This is a genomic window from Bacillota bacterium (genome assembly GCA_012518215.1).
Taxonomy (GTDB): Bacteria; Bacillota; Dethiobacteria; order DTU022; family PWGO01; genus JAAYSV01.
This window is the reverse complement of the sequence record JAAYSV010000024.1, coordinates 34,049-52,933: the sequence shown is the minus strand read 5'-3', so window position 1 is coordinate 52,933 and position 18,885 is coordinate 34,049. Positions and strand designations below refer to the sequence as shown.

Genomic DNA, 18,885 nt, shown 5'->3' with positions numbered 1-18,885 from the left:
ATCGATGGGTAAAGACGTTGGAACCGTATGGACCGTCCATGATGCAAACAAGATGACTTCGAGAGAGATCTACGGGCGTGTGCTTGCAGACCTGGGCGAAAGAAACGAGAAAATAGTGGGGCTGACCGCCGATCTGGCGAAATCAACAAATATCGGAATATTCGGAGAGAAATATCCGGACAGGATGTTCAACGTGGGGGTCGCCGAACAGAATATGTTCGGGATCGCTGCGGGGTTGGCCAAGACCGGGTTGATACCATTTGCATCAACTTTTGCCACTTTTGCTTCGCTGCGTGCTGCCGAGCAGGTAAGAACCGATATTGCCTATCAGAATCTACCCGTGAAAATCATTGCCACTCATAGCGGGGTCAGTTTCGGAACTGCCGGAACCACACACCATGCCACCGAGGACCTGGCGGTCCTTCGTTCATTTGCAAACATGACCGTCGTCGTGCCTGCCGACGGATGGGAGACTGCGAAAGCGGTCCGTGCCTGTATCGATATACCAGGGCCGTTCTACATGAGGGTCGGCAGGGGGTTCGAGCCCCCCTTGCATGAAAACGAGGACTTCGATTTTGAAATCGGAAAAGCAATGACGGTGAGGGATGGATCCGATATTACGGTCATCGCCTGCGGCACTCCCGTTCTTCAGGCCAAGGAAGCCTCGAAAGAACTGGAACACGACGGAATTTCCGTAAGAGTGATAAACATGCACACCATCAAACCGATCGACAAGGATGCGATTGTAAAAGCATTGATGGAAACCAGAAGGATATTGACTGTGGAAGAGCACAATGTTATCGGCGGTTTGGGGGATGCAGTTGCTTCAGTGATTGCAGAGAGTGGAAAAGCCTGCGCTTTCACCAAGGTGGGGATTCCGGATGAGTACAGCGTTATCGGATATCCGGAGGACCTGTACGCGAGATACAAGCTGGACGCGACAGGAATTGCAGAAACCATCAGGGAACTGCTAGGAAAAGAAATCGAAGCTGACGAAGACTGGACTGATGAGGACTGACCTTGAAGGCTGGCCGATCAGGACAGACGAAGATCGATAAAGGAGGCAGAAGATGAACAAAGCTACTGCGCAGGACATATTGGCGGCGCGTTTGTTTCTTCGTGCAGCTTTCCCGGCGATGAATATCCCTCTGACAGAGGACCCCAATTTCGTAAAAAAATTCAAAAATCTGAATGTCGTTGTGGAGTTCAAGGCCGAGGACGATGAGAATCCTCTCGCTGCACATATGGTTTTTTTAACCGAAGAAAAGGCGAACAAGATAGCTGAGGGCAGACGTTTCAAGGTATACGAAGGGGTCTACACCGGCGCTTTCGGCAACCTGAAAGTGATCAAAATGCATTTCAAGAGCATCAAGAGTATGCTCGGCGTGTTCAAGGGCAACACACCGCTGGATATGATGGGTATTGTACCTTCCGTATTGAAGAACATGTTCAAGAGAGGTTTCTTCAGTTTTCTCTTCCTGATGCTGTCGTTGATGAAAATGATGCCCGATTTTGTTCCGGGTGCCGATGAACCATTTGAACAGTACCTGAAGGTGAAGATGTCTCTGTACATGATAACCACGGCGATGTCCGTTGCCACGAAATCCGGCTATGCACCCATGGTCAAATGGACCGAGAAGCAGACGGACAGGATCTACCAGTTCAAGGTCGGCCCCACCATTGCCAACGGGAAAGAAATATATCCGGAAATGGGCGCATATCTGAGGGTGAAATTTGGCAAGACCAAGGCGGGGAGGGGGATTTACGAAAGGAAGAGTCCTTTCGTATTGCTGAGCTTTCCTGATCCGAACGGATGCATTGCTGTTCTGGGTGGCAAGCCCTTTGTCCAGGCCGTCGTCGATGGCAACGTGGAAATAATCGGTGCCGGCGATAGCTATGCGATCACCTTCAACGACAGGATGATGGATATTCAGGATATGCTGATTCCGTCCAAATTTGTAAAACACTGATTCCGGGCGGCGGGTTATTGCAGCAAAGAGAAATAATTGATCGAGCAAGGTAGATGACGGATTGGACAGATAACAAAATATAAAAGCACCCGTTTTTTTGGGTGCTTTTTTGATTGGGCCTGCCCGGGGCGGGAAAGGGGCGTTGATGGATGGGCGGGAGGATTGGAAAAGGATGCAACTGCCCGGGGTGGCGGCTTGATTATTTGCCAAACGGTATGATCCGGCCACCGGGAATGGGCTGGTTGGGGAAAGGGGCAGATGAGGTGGGCTCGATGGAGTTCGGGGAAAAGGATTCCGTGGATATAGACCTGCAAAATTATACTGTCTGTTCTTTGCACAATCAATCATGAATCCTGCTCCGTTATGCAAAATAGTTCAATGGAAGGAAATTATTGACCTTTAATAGAATATTTTGTTACTGACCCGAGGGGCGGGTGATTTGATCGATGTTGAAGCGGACTGCCTGCATGATTATGAAGGACTGGATCCGGCTGGGGCCGGGATTTGACTTTCAATCGAACATGAGTATGGCCAGGTTTTGCTGGGTGGGGCAGACGGAAAGGACAAAATTATGTTGAGAGGAGTAACTGCCATGCAGCATGATGATCACGGTATAAGAAAAGAAAGGGTTTGTCCGTACTGTACGGCAACGGTACCGCTTGATGCAACCGAATGCACATACTGCCGTTCGCCGTTGCCGGAACTGGAAATCTGCAAAAATGAAATGGTACAGGGATACAGCCATGATGGGCGCTTCGAGGAAATAAAAAGCCCGGTGATGCAAACTGATTCCGGGGAGAAAATCAAGAAATGGTTTGTCGGGATAGCCCTTGCCGTGATCTTTCTTTCGGTCGGCAGCTATATGGTTTACACCGATTATTTGAAAACAAAAGAGAGGGCGTCTTCCCCGGAACCGAAAGCGGCGGAAAGAGTTACCGAAGTTGATCAAGGGGATATCGATGCGGCAGATGCCTTTCTTGCAGAAGAAGATGGTGCCCCCTCCGCTATCGTTCCCCATCGGGACGACCGACTGATAGCGGCGGATTTTATCGGTTCTTCCAGGCACAAAGTCGTCCAGGCGCTGGGGGAACCCGATCTGGAGGAGCTTTTCGAGGGTTCCGTGGCCATGCATTATCCGGATCACCTTATCACTTTTTACTGCAACCTGTACAGCCAGCGCAAGGAAGTGGTTGCTTTTGATATGTTCAGCGGCTGCAAGTTGATACTGTTCGCTGAACAGGATTTTCTAGGAAAAACGATGAGCGAGGCGAAAGAAGAATTTGGCCCGCCGGAGTACGAAGGGGTCTGTGACAAGTACGGGGAGCCGCTGCTGCTATACAGCATCGAAAAAAACGACATGGTGATCAATATATTCTGTTACACTGTAGGCTCGGACCTGATAGATGAAGTGCACGTGCGCACAAAATACCCGGCCGACGAGTACAAAGATTACTATTAAGATTTCCGGCTATCCCCGGTAATGGGCAGTGGGCGGACTTCTTCCATAATAGTTGCTAGAAAAGAAAAATTTCCCGAACGGTGTGTAACAATATAAAGGCATTAAAAATTAAACTACATGGAAATGCTGTTCCGCTATCCCAATCCCTTCTCCCGCCTGTTTTATTATGTATAGCAATTGTAAAATGGCCCTGTTTGATAATAAATTTGTTTTCGGGAAGAACCCAAGCCAGGCAAAACAGAATTGGGATCGCCGGATTATGAAACGGTTTCCGGAATAACCGGAAAACATTTATTGATTTGCCATACAAAAAAGAGGGCTTCTACCTTGAAATATTTTGTTCCACCAATGGCGTGAATGTCTTTATTCAAGGCTTCTGCAGGATATAGTACATATATTTTCTTTTCCCGCTGGCATAGGCATTGTAGGTAATACTGTCCACACAGCCTGCAAAATCCTTTATCAGATAATTGATAAAGCATGGCAGTTTGATATTTTTTATCAAGCCTTGCCTTCGTTCGGTGTCCTCTGTTAAAGAATCTACTATCTGATTGGAAATATCCTGTTCATATAGCTGGTTGAACCCGATTTTTTCAAAAGTATCCTGGAAGATATTTGTTTCAGATGTTTTTCTGAAATCGGCAAATAGAAAATGTCCGTTTGGTTTCAGTACCCTCTTGACCTCTGCAACGAAATTATGAAAATTGGGATAGCAATGGGAGCTTTCTATATTGACAACGGCGTCTAGACTTGAATCCGAAAAAGGAATTGCCTCCGCATCACCGCAAATGAAAGAAAGATTTTCTATGTCCTTGTAACGTTTTGTGCAAAATTGCGTAGCTATGGGGGATATATCCATGCCCCTTATTTTTTTGGGTTTCAAGTAGCGTGCAATATATGAAGCCCCACCGCCCCTGCCGCTTCCCACTTCCAAAACATCAAGGTCTTTTAAAATCAGGGTGCCGGCTCCTGTGGCCACATGATCATACAATTGAAGGGGGAACCTTTCGGCTTCATCCGTCACATCGAGTTCCAAGTTTTTATCGGCAGCAAATCCATAATTCATACAGACAAATTCATCCGAGCCAATTCTGGAAAATTGATTTATAGTATCATAATAGTTTTCGTATATATGCTTGGAAGATTTTATTTTCAACAAAGCACGTAATTTCATGCCGGCACCATATCTGATTAAATTAAAAACAAGCATTTGTTTGTTCAATGCAATCCACTCTCTGTCAATATAATGAATGTTTTTACCTGAATCAGAGTACTCTTAAAATTGCACAATGTCAAGCTCCCCCGTGGTCACGATGGTTGACAGCTCCCCCGTGGTCACGATGGTTGACAGTGATTCACATGCGATAATGTCTCATCAGAAGACAAGGGAAAATGTCCCGGTTTTTTAAAGTTACCTCGTATTGATTTTATTAAAACGAGGTGAATCTGATGAGGAAGGTTTAGCTAAATATGACGGAAGAATTCAGGTATGTCGTGATCAAGAAACTTGTCGAGACCAAGGGCAACAAATTAGTGCTGCGCTTAAGCTGGGATGTACTCGACGCACCGTCAACCGTATGGTTCGGGGATACATAAAAGAAGGAAGAATATGTTTGAATCGGCAGTAAAATGTTTGCCAGCAAAAGGAAATGGCATGTGATGTAAAGAATAATAAATGGTGGGCCATGAATCACAACTTGATTTCACAATCTCCTGGATGTGCCCGATTTTGAACAGGGAGGAACTGTGATGAACGAGGGGAACCGCGATGAATCTACTATTTTAAAGGAACTGGTTGACGAATGGGATGCCATGCCATCCGAGAGTGAGGAGGAGCAAAAGGCTGCTGACGAGTTTTATTGGAAAAAAATACTGCCTTGTTCTATCCGCGTCTTTGTGGGGAAAGAAAAACAAAAGCTTGCAGGAAGATACCGCGGAATGATACTAACCGTGGGACAATCTCCTGAACCACTCATATTCTCCATCAATGCGATTGAACCTGAACGGGTGCTTTTTCTGTATACGAAGGAAACAAAAAAACAGCTCGATGTCATTTATAAATATACGGGCGATATAGTGCCATTTTCAGGGGTAGAGAAACGCCTGATTGGGAAACCTTATGCCCTGGCCATATATGATGAAGTGGTGGATGCCTGGAAACGCTGGGGAAATCCACAAAATGTGGCAGTTGACATTACTGGTGGCACGAAGTCCATGACCGGCGGGCTGGCCATGGTAGGAGCCCTGTTATCTTTTCAGCTACTCTATGTTAACAATGACAATTACTGCAATGTAAAAAGGAGGCCGATTCCCGGTTCGGAATATCTTGAATTGCTGCAAAATCCCTATGAAGCTTATGGTTGTATTCAGGAGATGGAAGCAAATCAACTGATGTCCCGGCAGGATTATCATGGTGCGTTGCTCCTCTTCGAGGAGCTCAAGGAGAAAGCACCCGACCCGCGTCGTTATGAGATTTTGTACCATATTGCTTCCGGCTACGAAGCCTGGGATCTTCTGGATTTCAAAACTGCGGGGAATAACCTTACGGATGCAGCAGCGAAAGCTCGCCGCTACAGGGGTGTCAGCTTTCTCAACGAGGAGGAACTGATCGTCATTGAAAAGCATGGCAGGCTCCTTTGTGAGTTGGCGGATTTGATACCATCGGGCCCCGGAAACACTACCTTGCCACTTCTTCAGAATAAAGAAGCCGTGATCATGCTCATAAATGTTCTTTACGGCAATGCACTCCGGCGGGAAAAATGGGGCAAGTGGGACACGGCTTCCCTGTATCTTTACCGCATCCTGGAAGTTATGGAGCAGAGACGTTTTGCAATCCATGGCGTGGATACAGCCAAACCGGATTACGATGAATTATATTCCAGCCTCGGAAAGCAGAACTTCAATGGTTTGCCCTTGAATGGCCCCGGACTGGATGATTTCCAGAAGCGTCTGATCGAGGCAGTAAATCGTGAAAGAAAGACTCTTGATTTTTTCCCCACATCTGAATTGCCTACGCCGATCAGCCTTTTTAATGGTTATATTCTCCTCAATGCTATCAATGATCGGTTTTCATTGAAGGCGTACAACGAGGGGAGAAACAAAAATAATACCATAAGCCTTTCCAGATTGAACCAGCAATTGAATAATCGCAACTACAGTATTCTGGCACACGGGATTTCCTTTGTCACGCAAAGGGATTACAAAATATTCAAAAACATGGTTGAAGGTCTGCTGCAATTTTTCTGCGATGTTGAGGGCATTGACAATTTCTCATGTGAAAGGATTGCCTTGAAGCTGGGAAACAGCCATCCCGAAGGAGTGAATAATGGACGGTCGGTTTCGGAAACAGCCATCCCGGAGGAGTGAATAATGGACGGTCGGTTACTGTAATATGAATGTTCCAGAAATCAAGAAAGCGTTGGAGGTATTGTCGGGTTTTCCCGGTGTATTCTTTGTCGGCGGCGGATTGCGCGATCTTTTGACAGGCCGTTTTTCACATGACATGGACCTTGTTGTTGAAGGCGCAGAAAAAGCAGCTCTCGCTGTGGCTAAAAGTGTGGATGGCACTCTGGTCAGATGGGGCGACAAGGACAGGGGGGTATGTTTTCGCTTCGTGTTCCCTCGCAAAAGCACCATGGCCGCCGAAGGGAGGACAGGGGGCAATACGTCCCGGCAGGCCTGGCTCGATATCACGGAGCTGGAGGGCGACATTGTCGAAGATCTGGGAAGGAGAGATTTCACGGTCAACGCCCTGGCCGTTCCCCTTGAAGAAATATTACCGGTTCTTGCCCGCAATAAACCGGCCAGGGACTGCGTGGAAGAAATGGTCATCGACCCTTTTGGCGGCCTGGCTGATCTGAAGAGGGGCATTTTGAGGGAAGTTTCCGGCTCCATTTTTTTGGATGACCCTCTGAGGTTGTGGAGGGTATGGAGATTCTCCGCTCAGCTGGGATTCTTACCCGCCGAAAACTTGAAACAGTTGGTTTCAAAAAATGCTCATCTGTGTAGAAAAGTAGCGGGTGAAAGAACCCGGGCCGAGATTTTCTGCCTGCTGGCGCAACCCGACGCAGGCACCTGGCTGCTGGAAGCGGGAAAATATGGTCTGGTAGAAAATCAGTTTCCGCAGATGATTCCCATGATCGACTGCATACAGGGGGGGTATCACCATCAGGACGTATGGGGTCACAGTTTTCAGGTTGTTCTGGAGTTGGACAATTTGATCGAACGGGTAAATGATTTTTTTCCTGATGATGATGCGCTGTTTGGCGATTGGCTTTCCCGGGGCAACAATTTGCCTGTTTTGAAACTGGCGGCATTACTTCATGATATCGGGAAACCGCTGGTTCGCGAAATTGATGATAAAAACAGGGTCAGGTTTTTTGATCACGAGAGGGCCGGTCTTGGGTTGATCAAAGAAATTGCCGGTGAGCTGAAATTGTCCGCCAGGGACAAAGCTTTGTTGCTGTTTCTGGTGAAAAGACATTTTCAGATACAGGATATTGTTGAACGGTCCAGCAGCAAGACGCAGGAAAAGTTCTGGCGTGAACACGGGGAGGATACTGCCGGACTGTTTCTGCTGGGTTGTGCCGATTTGCTTTCCAAAAAGGGCGAAAGGTTATCGGAAGGCAGGGTTAAAGAGGTGTTGTCTGTCAGGGCTCCTGCGTTTTTAAAGAAATGGAGGGAGAGGGTGAGTCCCCGGTTCGAAGAGCCATCATTGCTGGATGGATGGGATATCATGGCCCGTTTCGGTTTGCCGGCCAGCGAGCTGGTTGGTTATTTGAAAGATAGTGTGCGTGAAGCACAGTTGGACGGCAAAATATCTACCCGCCGGGAAGCGTTTGATCTTGCCAAAAAATTGTTGTACGACAAGTTGGGGTCAGGCGCTGATAGCAATTTTTTACAATGAATCCATTTGAACATTGAACGTATCTTTTCGGGGCTGAACACCGTGAAATGCCGCTGAATACGGAATGGACAGTAAATGACCATGTTAACCTGTTAATATATATATATCAGTAATCAGCTAGATATTTTGGATCAGAAAAGAGGTGACGGACCGATGAAGGATTTTATCCCTAGCCCCACACGTCTGCTGTTGTGCAAAAATTGTAACCACCGCTTCTTCATTCATGAAAAAAAGATAATATACATCTGCCCCAGGTGCAAGAGCACCAGGGTTGTTGACGACAACATATTGAAGAAGTAGTTTCTGTGTCGAAGGTTTGAAATTTGTCCTGGGAGGGGTGCCCCTTGCCTTCAGGCTGTCATTCATGGGGTGCCGCCAGCAAAAATATGCACCCGGAAGAAATAATTTCCGTTTATCGTGGTGCGGGTAACGCGTGAAAATTCGGAGGGAGCAGCGGTTTTTGCCGCGACCGAAGAATCCCCCAATCTATACCCATCCCTTCAAATAATTACCGCAACAGGTACAAATAGCATTGTCATCAATCAAAACTGAACATATTATAAAAAATGTAGGCAAAAGTGACATTTTTATGATATTATTATCATGGTTATGGTTGTGTTTGTATGAATAATAGAATTATGTCCCCTATTTTACTGGAGCGGAGAGCTATCAGGCCATCATGGGCAATCAAGGCCTTGACAGCAGATGGGAAGCTCTGTTCTATCCTTGAAATCTTGGTTTGGTAAAAAAAACATCAAGAGGTGATTGACAACATGAAAAATGGGATGGTTCGATCGTCTTCATCAGAAGAGGTCATTGCAGGCCAGACGGGCGGGAGATTCATTCCATAATTGGCAAAAAACTGTCTTCTCTCGGTTTCGGGCGGGAATTTATTGCTGTATTATTTAAAACTGGATACAGGAAATAACAAGAAAATTTTATCAGTTGGTATAAAGGAGGGTGACTTGTCTTGAAAAAAAATTATATGTTGCTGTTATTGCTGGTAATGCTGCTGGCGTTGTCCGGAACCGGGGAAGCTTTTGAGCGGGGCTTCACTACCGGGTGGCTTCTTGGCGGCGATGATGGGCCGTGGGAAGAGGCGTCATCGGGTGAGATAGTGGAACAGGGCCAGCCCGAATTGCAAGAAAGGGGTTTCGAAGTGTCTGACGGGAGTGTGGGTTGGGAAGTTGTAACTTCCCATACCTTCGAGATCCGGGAATGGAAGCTGTTTTATAACTCCGGTTTGGGGCAGGAGGAATCTCACGAGGTAGGTTTTGATCTGGAAGTGACTCTTAAAGATGGCGGTTATTTCCTTGTAGCGACGGATGATGCTCCCGTACCGAGCGGAAGCGTGGAACATCATATTTTTATGGGATACGGGGCTGTCCCCAACTGGGAAATCAAGAACATCATACGCCCTGCAGGTTTGGATTACGTTCCCAGTGAGTATATCGGCACCGGGACTGCAAGGGTAAAATACAAACATCATATCTATGTGTCTGTTGAAGTAGAGGTTAGCTTCTATGAAAATGAGATAATGAAAGTTGGCCTGATAACCCGCGATGAAGCGGGCAACGAGGCGGATGAACGGAATTTGCATCTCCATGAAATTTTGGGAAAAGATCCCTTCATTCACGATATACGGGTGGATTTCGAATGCTATGGCGATGAGGATGATCCCGGTAAATCTGTGCCCCGTGCAGGGCAGGAAAGCCGCATATTCTTCAGGTGGGTGACTGCTCATGGCTATGGTCATACTGTAACCTGGTATATGGCCAATGGTTTGTGGGAAAGGAGCAATGTGGAAGGAGAAACACTTTTTACGGGACGGGGAAATGGTGCAACGTTTGAACTGTCCCCGATCAGGGTTCCCGCCCCGGCATTGTTTGCACGGATTATCCCGCAGCATGGCGATTATCATCCCTTTTTTAAAGATAAGTATTTTACTTATGACGACCTTGGAAATTTCGAAGGCAGCATAAAGGTCAACGTGGTTACGCCCGATGGCGATCCGCTTCCCGATATGCGAGTTCAGTTCTGGGGTGGAGCAAATCTGGGACACCTTTCTGAAAAAACAACGGATAAAAACGGCGAGCTGGAAATAAACTATCCTCCCGGAACGGACGGTACGGATTCGGTTTCACTGGAGATGACGGTATTTCCATTAATGGATCTGTATTGGTACCTGACACAGGTTGTGGATAACCCCTCGCGTATTGTCGTTGATCACAAAGCCCCCCTGTTTGTTTCACCTTATGTATTTGTAAAACAAAAATATCCATCGGACAAGAAATTGCAGGGCGTTGGTATCGAGGTTTATGATTCCAAAAATCCCGATGTAGTTATCAACCAATCTCCGCCTTCAGGCTACCGGCGGTATGCTAATGATACCTATGCAGGTGTGGGAAACTATACCAACAATGAAGTGGTCATACAGGGTAAACACCGGGCCTATATCCAGATAAATCCTGCTGATTTATTGCCCCCCAAACGCTTGGCTGTCAGGGCCGTAATGAAGGATACTGATCGGGGGCGGCGCGAATCAAGGGTGATTCTTGGAACTTGCGAGGATAGAGGTTCGGGCAGCAGTGGGAACGAATATGTACCGCATGAACTTTACAAGGCACGCAAGGAATTCAATTTTATTTTTGTCCCTTTGCAAGTGGGCGCCTGGGAATCCTCCGCCATTTCTTACCCGGCATCCACCATAATGAGGCAGGAGGAATTTATCCGCAAGGTATTCCCGGCTCCCATCAGTTTTAGCAAGGCGCTTCCCTTCCATGTGGCCCGGGCGAACGGGTGGCTCTGGGGCAAGGAATCGCATGACAGTTATCTGCGTCGCATATTCCGCACGCTGAACCGCATACAAAAATCTGGTCACGCTGGCGGGGCAGATCTTGTTGTGGGCCTGACCCCGCCGGGTTTTCTGGGAGCATCCGGCCTGCAGCAGGCCGGTACTTTCGGCCTGAACTGGGAATTCCTCGGGGCGGCACACGGTGCGGTGCTCCTTGATCCCGGTGAGGCGCTTGCACATCATACCTTGCATGAATTCCTCCATACGCTGGGTTTGAAGGATGTATACCCCAAAAATGAAGTGCCGCCGCTCTCCGCCAATGGTCATGACGGAAAGGGTCCCATCAACAATCTACTCCGCGATGGAAAATATATTACGCCTTTTTGTGAGGCCATAATGTATGATCATACCCATTTTCCCTGGCCCACGGGGCAGGAATACACAAAACTGCTCGAATATGCCACGCAACCCGTCACAGGAACAGGAGCTGAATTGTTACTGGCGGAGGAGGATACCGATGTTCTTCTTCTTTCCGGAGAGGTGGTGGGAGCCATCGACAAAATAGAAAGTGTTTTTCTGGATCCGGTGCTTCCGTACAGGGGTGCGGTGGACAGGGGCGTGGATATGGGCAGTAACTCCTACATGTTGCAGCTGGTCGATAGCCAGGGAGAAGTTCTGGACCATGGGTTCTTCGAAACCTTTAAATACGAAGGCAGAACTTTTGCTCCTTTCCAGTTGAGTTTTCCCCGTCGTGACGACATAGCAGCCATAGAAATTGGCCACCTTGTTACCCACCCTACCGAAGGCGAGATGATGCACGTTTGGAAACGTTATGAATTTTCCGAGTCTGCACCGCAAGTTACCATAACTGCTCCAACGGGCGGGGGGACGCTATCCGGGGAATTCCAGATCTCATGGAGGGCAACGCATGAGGCCGGGGCTCCCCTTTCTTCCACATTGATGGCCAGCGGTGATGGTGGCCAGAACTGGCGTCTCATCGCCATGGATATAGCACATGAAGGACCCGGAAATTTCTCCCGGACTGTAAATGCCAACGAACTTCCTGCCGGGGAAGAGTACAAATTCAAGGTGGTTGTCAGCGACGGCCTGCGTTTTGCCGAGAAGATCACCGCAGAAACTTACAAGGTGGAGGGTTACAGGACCTCACCGGCACTGGAAATGCCGGATGATATAACGGTCAGTGTTACCGAAGGAATGCATGATGCATCGGCGGTTATTCCCATGCGCAACATCGGCAGTGAAAAACTGGTGGTGGAATTTGACACCGAGGCGGGGGTGCCGGATTGGGTTTCCCCCGATTCCGGGGAAATAGCCATCTGGCCCGGTGAGAAGCATGTGGAAATAGTGCCGCTGGATTTGCCCACGGAAGCACCCGAGGGACCCCTGGTGTGCAACCTGAATGTCAAAACCAATGATCCCGAAAAGACTTCTGCCGTGGTCAGATTGACGGTCGATTTTGTGGAGGAAGCCGCGGCGCCGGGGTTGGCTTCTTGCCTGACGGATCCATCCGGCCTTCTGGATGGGGGAGATTGGCCAGTGGATACGCCTTTCGTCATTGTTGCCTATGCCGACGGCGCTCGGCGGGGACTTGATGCCGTGGTTTCTGTTGAATCGATTCCGGATGGTGAAATGGTAGCCGAGGCAATACCGATGGAACCCTACCCTCATATACCCGGTTCCTATATTTTGAGCTGGAATCCTGCTGAAAACGATATAGAAGCAGGCGATTACGGAGTGCGCATTCATCTCAGCGATCCGGTCACTGAGCTGGAAAGAGAAGTTGACGGTTACGATTTTTCTTTCAGTTTGTATGTGCCCAACTGCGTTCCCTCTTTTCAGGAACCGGAAGAGTATGAAAGCGATCGGGAGGTGAATAGGGGAGAGACCATCTCCATTCCCTTCCAGGCGGAGGATCCCGATGGCGATCTGCTGGATTTTACACTGGACAGTCCCCTTTGCGAACATGGCCTCGAGCTGGTCATGGATGAGGGCGGCAACAACAGCGGCAATATTGTCTGGACGGCCAACCAGGAAGGGGAGTTTGATATATATCTTACCGCAAAGGACCCATATAACGCCTGGGCGGAAGCCAAGTTCCGCCTGGTTGTCAAGCCACCAAACAAGGTAAGACTGGAAATCTTTATCTGGAAAAGCGAGTCCGGCGGGATGTATGGCGATGAGGTGGGCACGGTGGAACTCGGTTGGCCCTTACCAATGGTTGATGCCCATGTTTCGATACCTGTCAAGGCCGTGCCTGCCGAGGGATACGAATTTGTAAGATGGAGCTTGGCTCCTGTTGAAAACATTACCATTGACGATATCAATGCTGCCGAAACTACCATAAAACTGACAGGCGATGCCGTACTCCGGGCGATTTTCACCGAAATCCAGGGTAGCCAGCTTCTGGGGGATCTGGAAATCGGCGACAGGGTTGTGGATCCTTCGTGGGTCTGGGAACACAGGATGGGATCATCTTACAGCAATAAAGACCGTGCCGGAAATACCGTTCCGAAAGGAGTCAAGAAAGAGGTGACCTGGATTGTGGCGGCAAAGGATCACTATGATGTCGAGGGAGACCGCCCGCATGTCACCCTGGTCTCGGAAGAATTGATTGCCCGGCATCCCTTTGACGACAGCACCAACAGGGGCATCAAATGGGAGTTTGGCAGCAACAACTGGGGCGATAGCGGAAAGCCCAATGCTGACCATGGCCTGCGCCCCTTCCTGAACAGTCTGGATAAGAAAGATTATGCCTATGCGGGAGACGGTTTTTATAATGCTTTCTCGCAAATGTTCCGCAGCGGGGTGTTGACCACCAAACTGCCCAACAAGACCTGGGATACGGGTAGCACCTATTTCACCGACGATCGTGTTTTTGCCCTCTCCCTGGCCGAGATGGGCCTTGCCGGAAACCGCCCGGCCGGTACCGTTTTGCCCTATTTTGATCTGCCGTCGCTATCATATGCGCATGCCGAAAGACTGAAGGCATATTTGCCGCGTTTCCAGGGGTCGGGTTTGGGGGGCATGGATTATGAATGGTACTGGACCCGTCAAGCCGATGAGTGTTCCGAATATTATATGTGTGTCGTTGGAGTTTCCGGAAACAATTACGGAACACAAGCACCTACTAGCTCCTTTGGTGTTCGTCCGGCTTTGAATCTTTCATCCAACATGAAGGTTACACTTGTCCCCAATAACAAAGGTGCCTACGAGATCGTGGAAGGCGTTCTGCAATCCATAATATATGGAAACCCGTCAGGTGATGGGACAGTAACTGTAAAAGATGCCATATTTGTATTGAGAGACATCGTGGGATTGGCGAATTTGACACCTGAACAGATAATTGCTGCCGACGTTAACGGGGATGGCAAAGTAGACGTGCAGGACGCGATTTTGATTCTTCGTCGCATCGTCGGCTTGATAGATAAGTTTCCGGTGGAGGAGGCCTGAGGGAAGATTGCGGTGTCCCGTTCAGCTGTTCGTGCGGCCGCACCTTGCCTTGCATGAATTGCCAAACCAGAGTAGTTGAATACGGATGCGCCGGTAGAAAACCGGCGCATCTTTCCTGAATGACAGTGCCACATAATTCTTCGCGGCGCCATATCCGGCGATAAAGCTAGGCATCCTGCAAGCATTTTCCTCGTTAAAAGAATTTGCCTTTCCATGAAAAGATGCTTGCTCTGAATTTCCACGCGTTACCCGCACCACGATAAACGGAAATTGTTTCTTCCGGGTGCATATTTTTGCTGGAGTTCATTTACTTCCATAGCAATGACGACGTAAAAGCTGCCCTGCTTGTCAGCAAAGTCAAAGCATGGTACCTGAAATTCAGAGGGCGCCGTTCATATTATATTGCAATTCAGAGGGAGCGGCGGTTTCTGCCGCTACCGAAGAATTCCCCCATCAAATTTCTTCCCCCTCTTGCAGGAAAAATTCATTGCAGCCCCTGATGTCCTCTGTCTGTCATTCAGCAGGCATCATTGTTTTTTTCAGGGCATTATTTTCGTTATTTCCCGGCTATTTGAAGGATTAATAAAAAACCTGGTTGAATAAAGTAAATACAAAAGTAAATACAGTAGAAGGTTGATTCCAGACAAGAAAGATACAGTCGGGCCAGATTGGTTGAATAGCAATAAAAATAGATCAGAAAGGACAGAATGAAGATATCAAAGGAGGGAAAAGCAAATGAAAGTAAACAAGATCGAGCTTTACCACATTTCAATTCCCCTGGCCGTGGATTTCTATCCGGCCTGGATTCCTGGCTATCCGCAAAGATTTAACCGCAGCACACTCCTGAAGATTACCACCGACGATGGTCTGGTGGGCTACAGTGCCGGAATGGCCATGGAAGAAGAGCGTGAAGGTCTGGGAACCCTGATCGGGCAGTACCTGATCGGGCAGGAAGTGGAAAAAATGGACGAAGTCCGGCAACTTCTCCGCGAGGCATCTTACCTGGGCTGGCGCAACCACTGGATCGAGGCTGCTTTCTGGGACCTGATCGGCAAAAAAGAAGGCAAGCCGGTTTACGAGCTGCTGGGCGGAAAGGGAGGGCGCATGCCGACATACTGCTCCACGGGTGAGGTGCACGAGCCGGATCGCCGGGCCGAGGAAGTGCTGAAAATAAGGGAAATGGGGTTCAAGATCGTGAAACTGCGCGTTCACGATGATGACATCAAGGATGATATCAAGCAGATCGAGGCGGTGCGTAAAGCGGTGGGCGATACCATGGAAATCGGGGTGGACGCCAACCAGGGGTGGCCGGTGACCATTATTCACAAACCGGCTATCTGGGACCTCGAACGGGCGGCCGAATTTGCCACGGCCTGTGAAGAATATGATATAGAATGGCTGGAGGAGCCGCTGGATATGTATGCATTTGACGAGATGGCCGAGCTGCGGCGCCGCACGAAGGTTCCCATCGCCGGCGGGGAACTGACCCCGGGATGGCATGAACATCAGGTCCTGTTCGAGAAAGAATCCCTGGACATCTATCAGCCCGATGCTACTTTCTGCGGAATCGACACCGCGGTAAAGATCATGCATGAAGCTACCCGGCGTGGCCTGCGCTTCAAGCCCCACACCTGGAGCAACGGCGTGGGTTTCGCAATCAATTTGCAGATCGCCGCAGCCAATCCTGTCCGGGAGCCCATTGAATTCCCTTACGAACCGCCGTCCTGGATCCCCAAATATCGTGATGGCATCCTGAAAGAACATTTCATGGTTGACGATGAGGGGTATGTGAAAATACCGGATAAACCGGGACTCGGTTTCGAGATCGATGAGCAGGCTTTGAAACGCTACGGGCGCAAATTTTTCGAGATGACCCCCCGGGGCCTGGCACTGAAAACTATCAAGCAGCGGGGTCTCTTCAGCGCCTTGAAACTGGCAAAGAGTAAAAAACAGGGTTGAACCATGCAGCAGGGGTTGGGCGGCCTTCTTTGCATCCGCCCAACCTTGCCCTGCCATTCATGGTTTGAATCTGTCATCCTTGCTGTTCGGTTCAACCAGGGGCGAACCATCGAATGATTCCTTGATGGCAAGATCTGCTACCAATGAGCCGGGTACCGCCCGGCTTGGCAATCCTTTACATAACCACCCACAGGTCTTTTCATGGCCTCGGGCCGGAAGATTCCGGTATTGCCTCTCTATATTCTTTTTTACCCCGAGCATGGTTCAAGACTTCTTGCTCCTGCCCCTATCTGTCGGAGGGGTGATGCAGGTTGACACCAGAGACAGAATGTTATTATAATTACTTTACATAAAACAAATTGCTTTCCTTGCGGACTACGCCTGCAGCCAGACAGATGGCAGCGGGAAAATTCTTTCCGCAGGCAGACACGGTGCGGGTTCCGATCATTTCCCTGAATTCCATGTATCCCGAAAAAAATAAAGATCGCTGATGCCGAACAAGAAGAAAATATGTAGCAAAGGATGATCGCCATGTTCGACGTACTTATCTTGAATGGAAACGTAGCAGACGGTTCCGGCAAGCCCTGTTACAGGGCGGATATCGGACTGCGGGACGGAAAGATCGCTGCTATCGGCAAGCTGGGTGATGCCAGCGCCGGGACGGTTGTCGATGCCGAGGGTAAAATGGTGGTGCCCGGTTTTATCGATATCCATTCCCATGCCGATTTTGTCCTTCCGCTGGATGACCATAACGTGATTTTGAGTCCCCTGGTGATGCAGGGGGTAACCACATTCATCGGAGGCAATTGCGGTTTCTCCTGCAGTTTCATCCTTCCCGAGAGGCGCGGGGATATACTTGCTCACCTTGAAACACTGAACGGCCAGTCCATGGAAAAAACAGCCTGCTGGAAAACGCCTGCGGAATACATGGAGCATGTCGAGAAAAAAGGCATGTTGCTGAACGCCGGGATACTTGCCGGGCATGGAACATTGCGCATTGCTGCTTCCGGCCTGGTAACGCGATTGCTCACCGGTGATGAACAAAAATTTCTGGAGCGTTACCTCGAGGAATGCTTGTCCATGGGATGTTTCGGAATGAGCACCGGCCTCCAGTATTTTCCGGGCCTTCAGAGTGATCTTGACGAACTTCTTGGCTGCGGCAAGATGCTGAAAAAGTATGGCGGGGTCTTCACCTCGCACCTGCGCAGCTATTCCCACACATTGGATCAGGCCCTCGACGAGGTTTTCCAGGTAGGGCAGCGCAGCGAGATCCCCGTTCAGGTTTCCCACCTGTACTGGCAGCCGTATACCAGGGGCCTTACGGCCATTACCAAGGCGGTTATACAGGCAGGTTCATTCCTGTACAATAGGCTGAAAATCCCCATCCCCATTGAAAAGGGGCTCGAATCCAAGTTGAGTCTTATCGAGAAGAAGCGGGAGGAGGGGCTTCAGGTCAGCTTCGATATGGTTCCCACATCCCAGGGGTTCACGGAGTTAACTGCCTTCCTGCCACCCTATGCTTTCGAAGGGAGCAGGCAACAGGCTCTGGAACGCTTGAAAGACCGCTCTTTTCGCCGAAGGGTGCTTTCAGATATCAACAATGTCGAACCCGTGTGGCCACATCGCGATGGTGCTACATGGTCCTTCAATTATCTCAAGATAACCGGCTGGAACGGCCTCAGGGTGATGGCTGTGGCCAGCGAGCACAACCGCTGGATGGAAGGCAGAACATTTCCCGAAATAGGGAAGAAAGAAGGGAAGCATGCCTTCGACGTTATCTGCGATCTGCTGATCGAGGAAAAGGGGCAGGTCATGGTTTTCCATACGCCTACCGGCCCGGACGATCCCTTTGCCTTCCGCTCCATGTGGTCGGGGTTTACTCACCCCCTCTCGATGCCTTCCACCGATACGATACTGCGCCCCGTGGGCAGGCCTTCACACGTCTTCTACGACGGCTTCCCGCGGTTCATCGATTTTTTCGTGAAACAGAAGAAGCTTCTTCCTATCGAGGAGGCCATAAAAAAATGCACTTCCGTACCTGCAGCGGCGATGAACATACGGGAACGCGGCACTATAAAGAAGGGATACCACGGGGACATCGTGGTTATGGACCTGCCGCGGCTCGGAACAGCCGCAACCTTTAACAACCCGTCTATTCACCCCACGGGTATCGATCATGTCTTTATCAATGGCGTATCCGTGGTGTCGGAAGGCAGATTCAACGGGGAGGCACTCCCGGGCAGGATGCTGCGCCGCCAACCCTGAATCGCAAAGCCGCAAAGCAAAAATATGATTTGCCCATGGAAGGGTTTTTCCCGATGTGGGA

Annotated in this window: 11 protein-coding genes; 9 read left to right on the top strand and 2 right to left on the bottom strand. The window is 49.3% G+C overall.

The window, feature by feature from the left end; genetic code table 11:
* The first annotated feature begins 4 nt into the window (after nt 1–4).
* The 4 genes from GX364_04405 (at nt 5) to GX364_04390 (ending at nt 3,429) form a co-directional block, all read left to right on the top strand.
* The gene (locus tag GX364_04405) at nt 5–1,018 is read left to right on the top strand and encodes a transketolase family protein (protein ID NLI70088.1); all 1,014 of its coding nucleotides are present in this window, start codon (nt 5–7) and stop codon (nt 1,016–1,018) included.
* Nucleotides 1,019–1,070: 52 nt separating this feature from the next.
* A complete protein-coding gene (locus GX364_04400; GenBank protein NLI70087.1) occupies nt 1,071–1,970 on the top strand; it encodes a hypothetical protein in 900 nt (299 codons plus the stop codon).
* A 149-nt stretch (nt 1,971–2,119) separates the two neighbouring features.
* On the top strand, nt 2,120–2,320 hold the full coding sequence (locus GX364_04395; GenBank protein ID NLI70086.1) for a hypothetical protein: 201 nt from the start codon (nt 2,120–2,122) through the stop codon (nt 2,318–2,320).
* A 242-nt stretch (nt 2,321–2,562) separates the two neighbouring features.
* The gene (locus tag GX364_04390; GenBank protein NLI70085.1) at nt 2,563–3,429 is read left to right on the top strand and encodes a hypothetical protein; all 867 of its coding nucleotides are present in this window, start codon (nt 2,563–2,565) and stop codon (nt 3,427–3,429) included.
* Between the two features lie 367 nt (nt 3,430–3,796).
* On the opposite strand, the gene GX364_04385 is transcribed toward GX364_04390, so the two are convergent.
* The gene (locus tag GX364_04385) at nt 3,797–4,495 is read right to left on the bottom strand and encodes a class I SAM-dependent methyltransferase (protein NLI70084.1); all 699 of its coding nucleotides are present in this window, start codon (nt 4,493–4,495) and stop codon (nt 3,797–3,799) included.
* A gap of 683 nt (nt 4,496–5,178) precedes the next feature.
* Here GX364_04385 and GX364_04380 point away from each other — a divergent pair.
* The 4 genes from GX364_04380 to GX364_04365 all read left to right on the top strand — a co-directional run bounded on the left by GX364_04380 (nt 5,179) and on the right by GX364_04365 (nt 16,559).
* Nucleotides 5,179–6,795 carry a TIGR02710 family CRISPR-associated protein gene (locus tag GX364_04380; GenBank protein NLI70083.1) on the top strand — a complete coding sequence of 539 codons (1,617 nt, stop codon included), beginning with the start codon at nt 5,179–5,181 and terminating at the stop codon, nt 6,793–6,795.
* A 25-nt stretch (nt 6,796–6,820) separates the two neighbouring features.
* On the top strand, nt 6,821–8,335 hold the full coding sequence (locus GX364_04375) for an HD domain-containing protein (protein NLI70082.1): 1,515 nt from the start codon (nt 6,821–6,823) through the stop codon (nt 8,333–8,335).
* Nucleotides 8,336–9,305: 970 nt separating this feature from the next.
* Nucleotides 9,306–14,600: a hypothetical protein gene (locus GX364_04370; GenBank protein NLI70081.1), complete on the top strand. Its 5,295-nt coding sequence runs from the start codon at nt 9,306–9,308 to the stop codon at nt 14,598–14,600.
* Between the two features lie 735 nt (nt 14,601–15,335).
* Nucleotides 15,336–16,559 (top strand): mandelate racemase/muconate lactonizing enzyme family protein, encoded by a 1,224-nt coding sequence (locus GX364_04365; GenBank protein NLI70080.1) that lies wholly within the window; start codon nt 15,336–15,338, stop codon nt 16,557–16,559.
* Between the two features lie 57 nt (nt 16,560–16,616).
* Here the strand turns inward: GX364_04365 and GX364_04360 are convergent, their stop codons facing one another.
* Nucleotides 16,617–16,820: a hypothetical protein gene (locus GX364_04360; GenBank protein ID NLI70079.1), complete on the bottom strand. Its 204-nt coding sequence runs from the start codon at nt 16,818–16,820 to the stop codon at nt 16,617–16,619.
* A 270-nt stretch (nt 16,821–17,090) separates the two neighbouring features.
* On the opposite strand from GX364_04360, the gene GX364_04355 reads away from it, so the two are divergent.
* Nucleotides 17,091–18,824 (top strand): amidohydrolase family protein, encoded by a 1,734-nt coding sequence (locus GX364_04355; GenBank protein NLI70078.1) that lies wholly within the window; start codon nt 17,091–17,093, stop codon nt 18,822–18,824.
* The last annotated feature ends 61 nt before the right edge of the window (nt 18,825–18,885 follow it).

Bases quoted from the DNA above. Each gene is read 5' to 3' on its own strand.
- GX364_04390 (NLI70085.1), top strand. From the start codon at position 2,563: ATGCAGCATGATGATCACGGTATAAGAAAAGAAAGGGTTTGTCCGTAC.
- GX364_04360 (NLI70079.1), bottom strand. From the start codon at position 16,820: ATGCTCGGGGTAAAAAAGAATATAGAGAGGCAATACCGGAATCTTCCG.
- GX364_04375 (NLI70082.1), top strand. From the start codon at position 6,821: ATGAATGTTCCAGAAATCAAGAAAGCGTTGGAGGTATTGTCGGGTTTT.
- GX364_04405 (NLI70088.1), top strand. From the start codon at position 5: ATGGGTAAAGACGTTGGAACCGTATGGACCGTCCATGATGCAAACAAG.
- GX364_04380 (NLI70083.1), top strand. From the start codon at position 5,179: ATGAACGAGGGGAACCGCGATGAATCTACTATTTTAAAGGAACTGGTT.
- GX364_04365 (NLI70080.1), top strand. From the start codon at position 15,336: ATGAAAGTAAACAAGATCGAGCTTTACCACATTTCAATTCCCCTGGCC.
- GX364_04355 (NLI70078.1), top strand. From the start codon at position 17,091: ATGTTCGACGTACTTATCTTGAATGGAAACGTAGCAGACGGTTCCGGC.
- GX364_04385 (NLI70084.1), bottom strand. From the start codon at position 4,495: ATGAATTATGGATTTGCTGCCGATAAAAACTTGGAACTCGATGTGACG.
- GX364_04400 (NLI70087.1), top strand. From the start codon at position 1,071: ATGAACAAAGCTACTGCGCAGGACATATTGGCGGCGCGTTTGTTTCTT.
- GX364_04395 (NLI70086.1), top strand. From the start codon at position 2,120: ATGGGCGGGAGGATTGGAAAAGGATGCAACTGCCCGGGGTGGCGGCTT.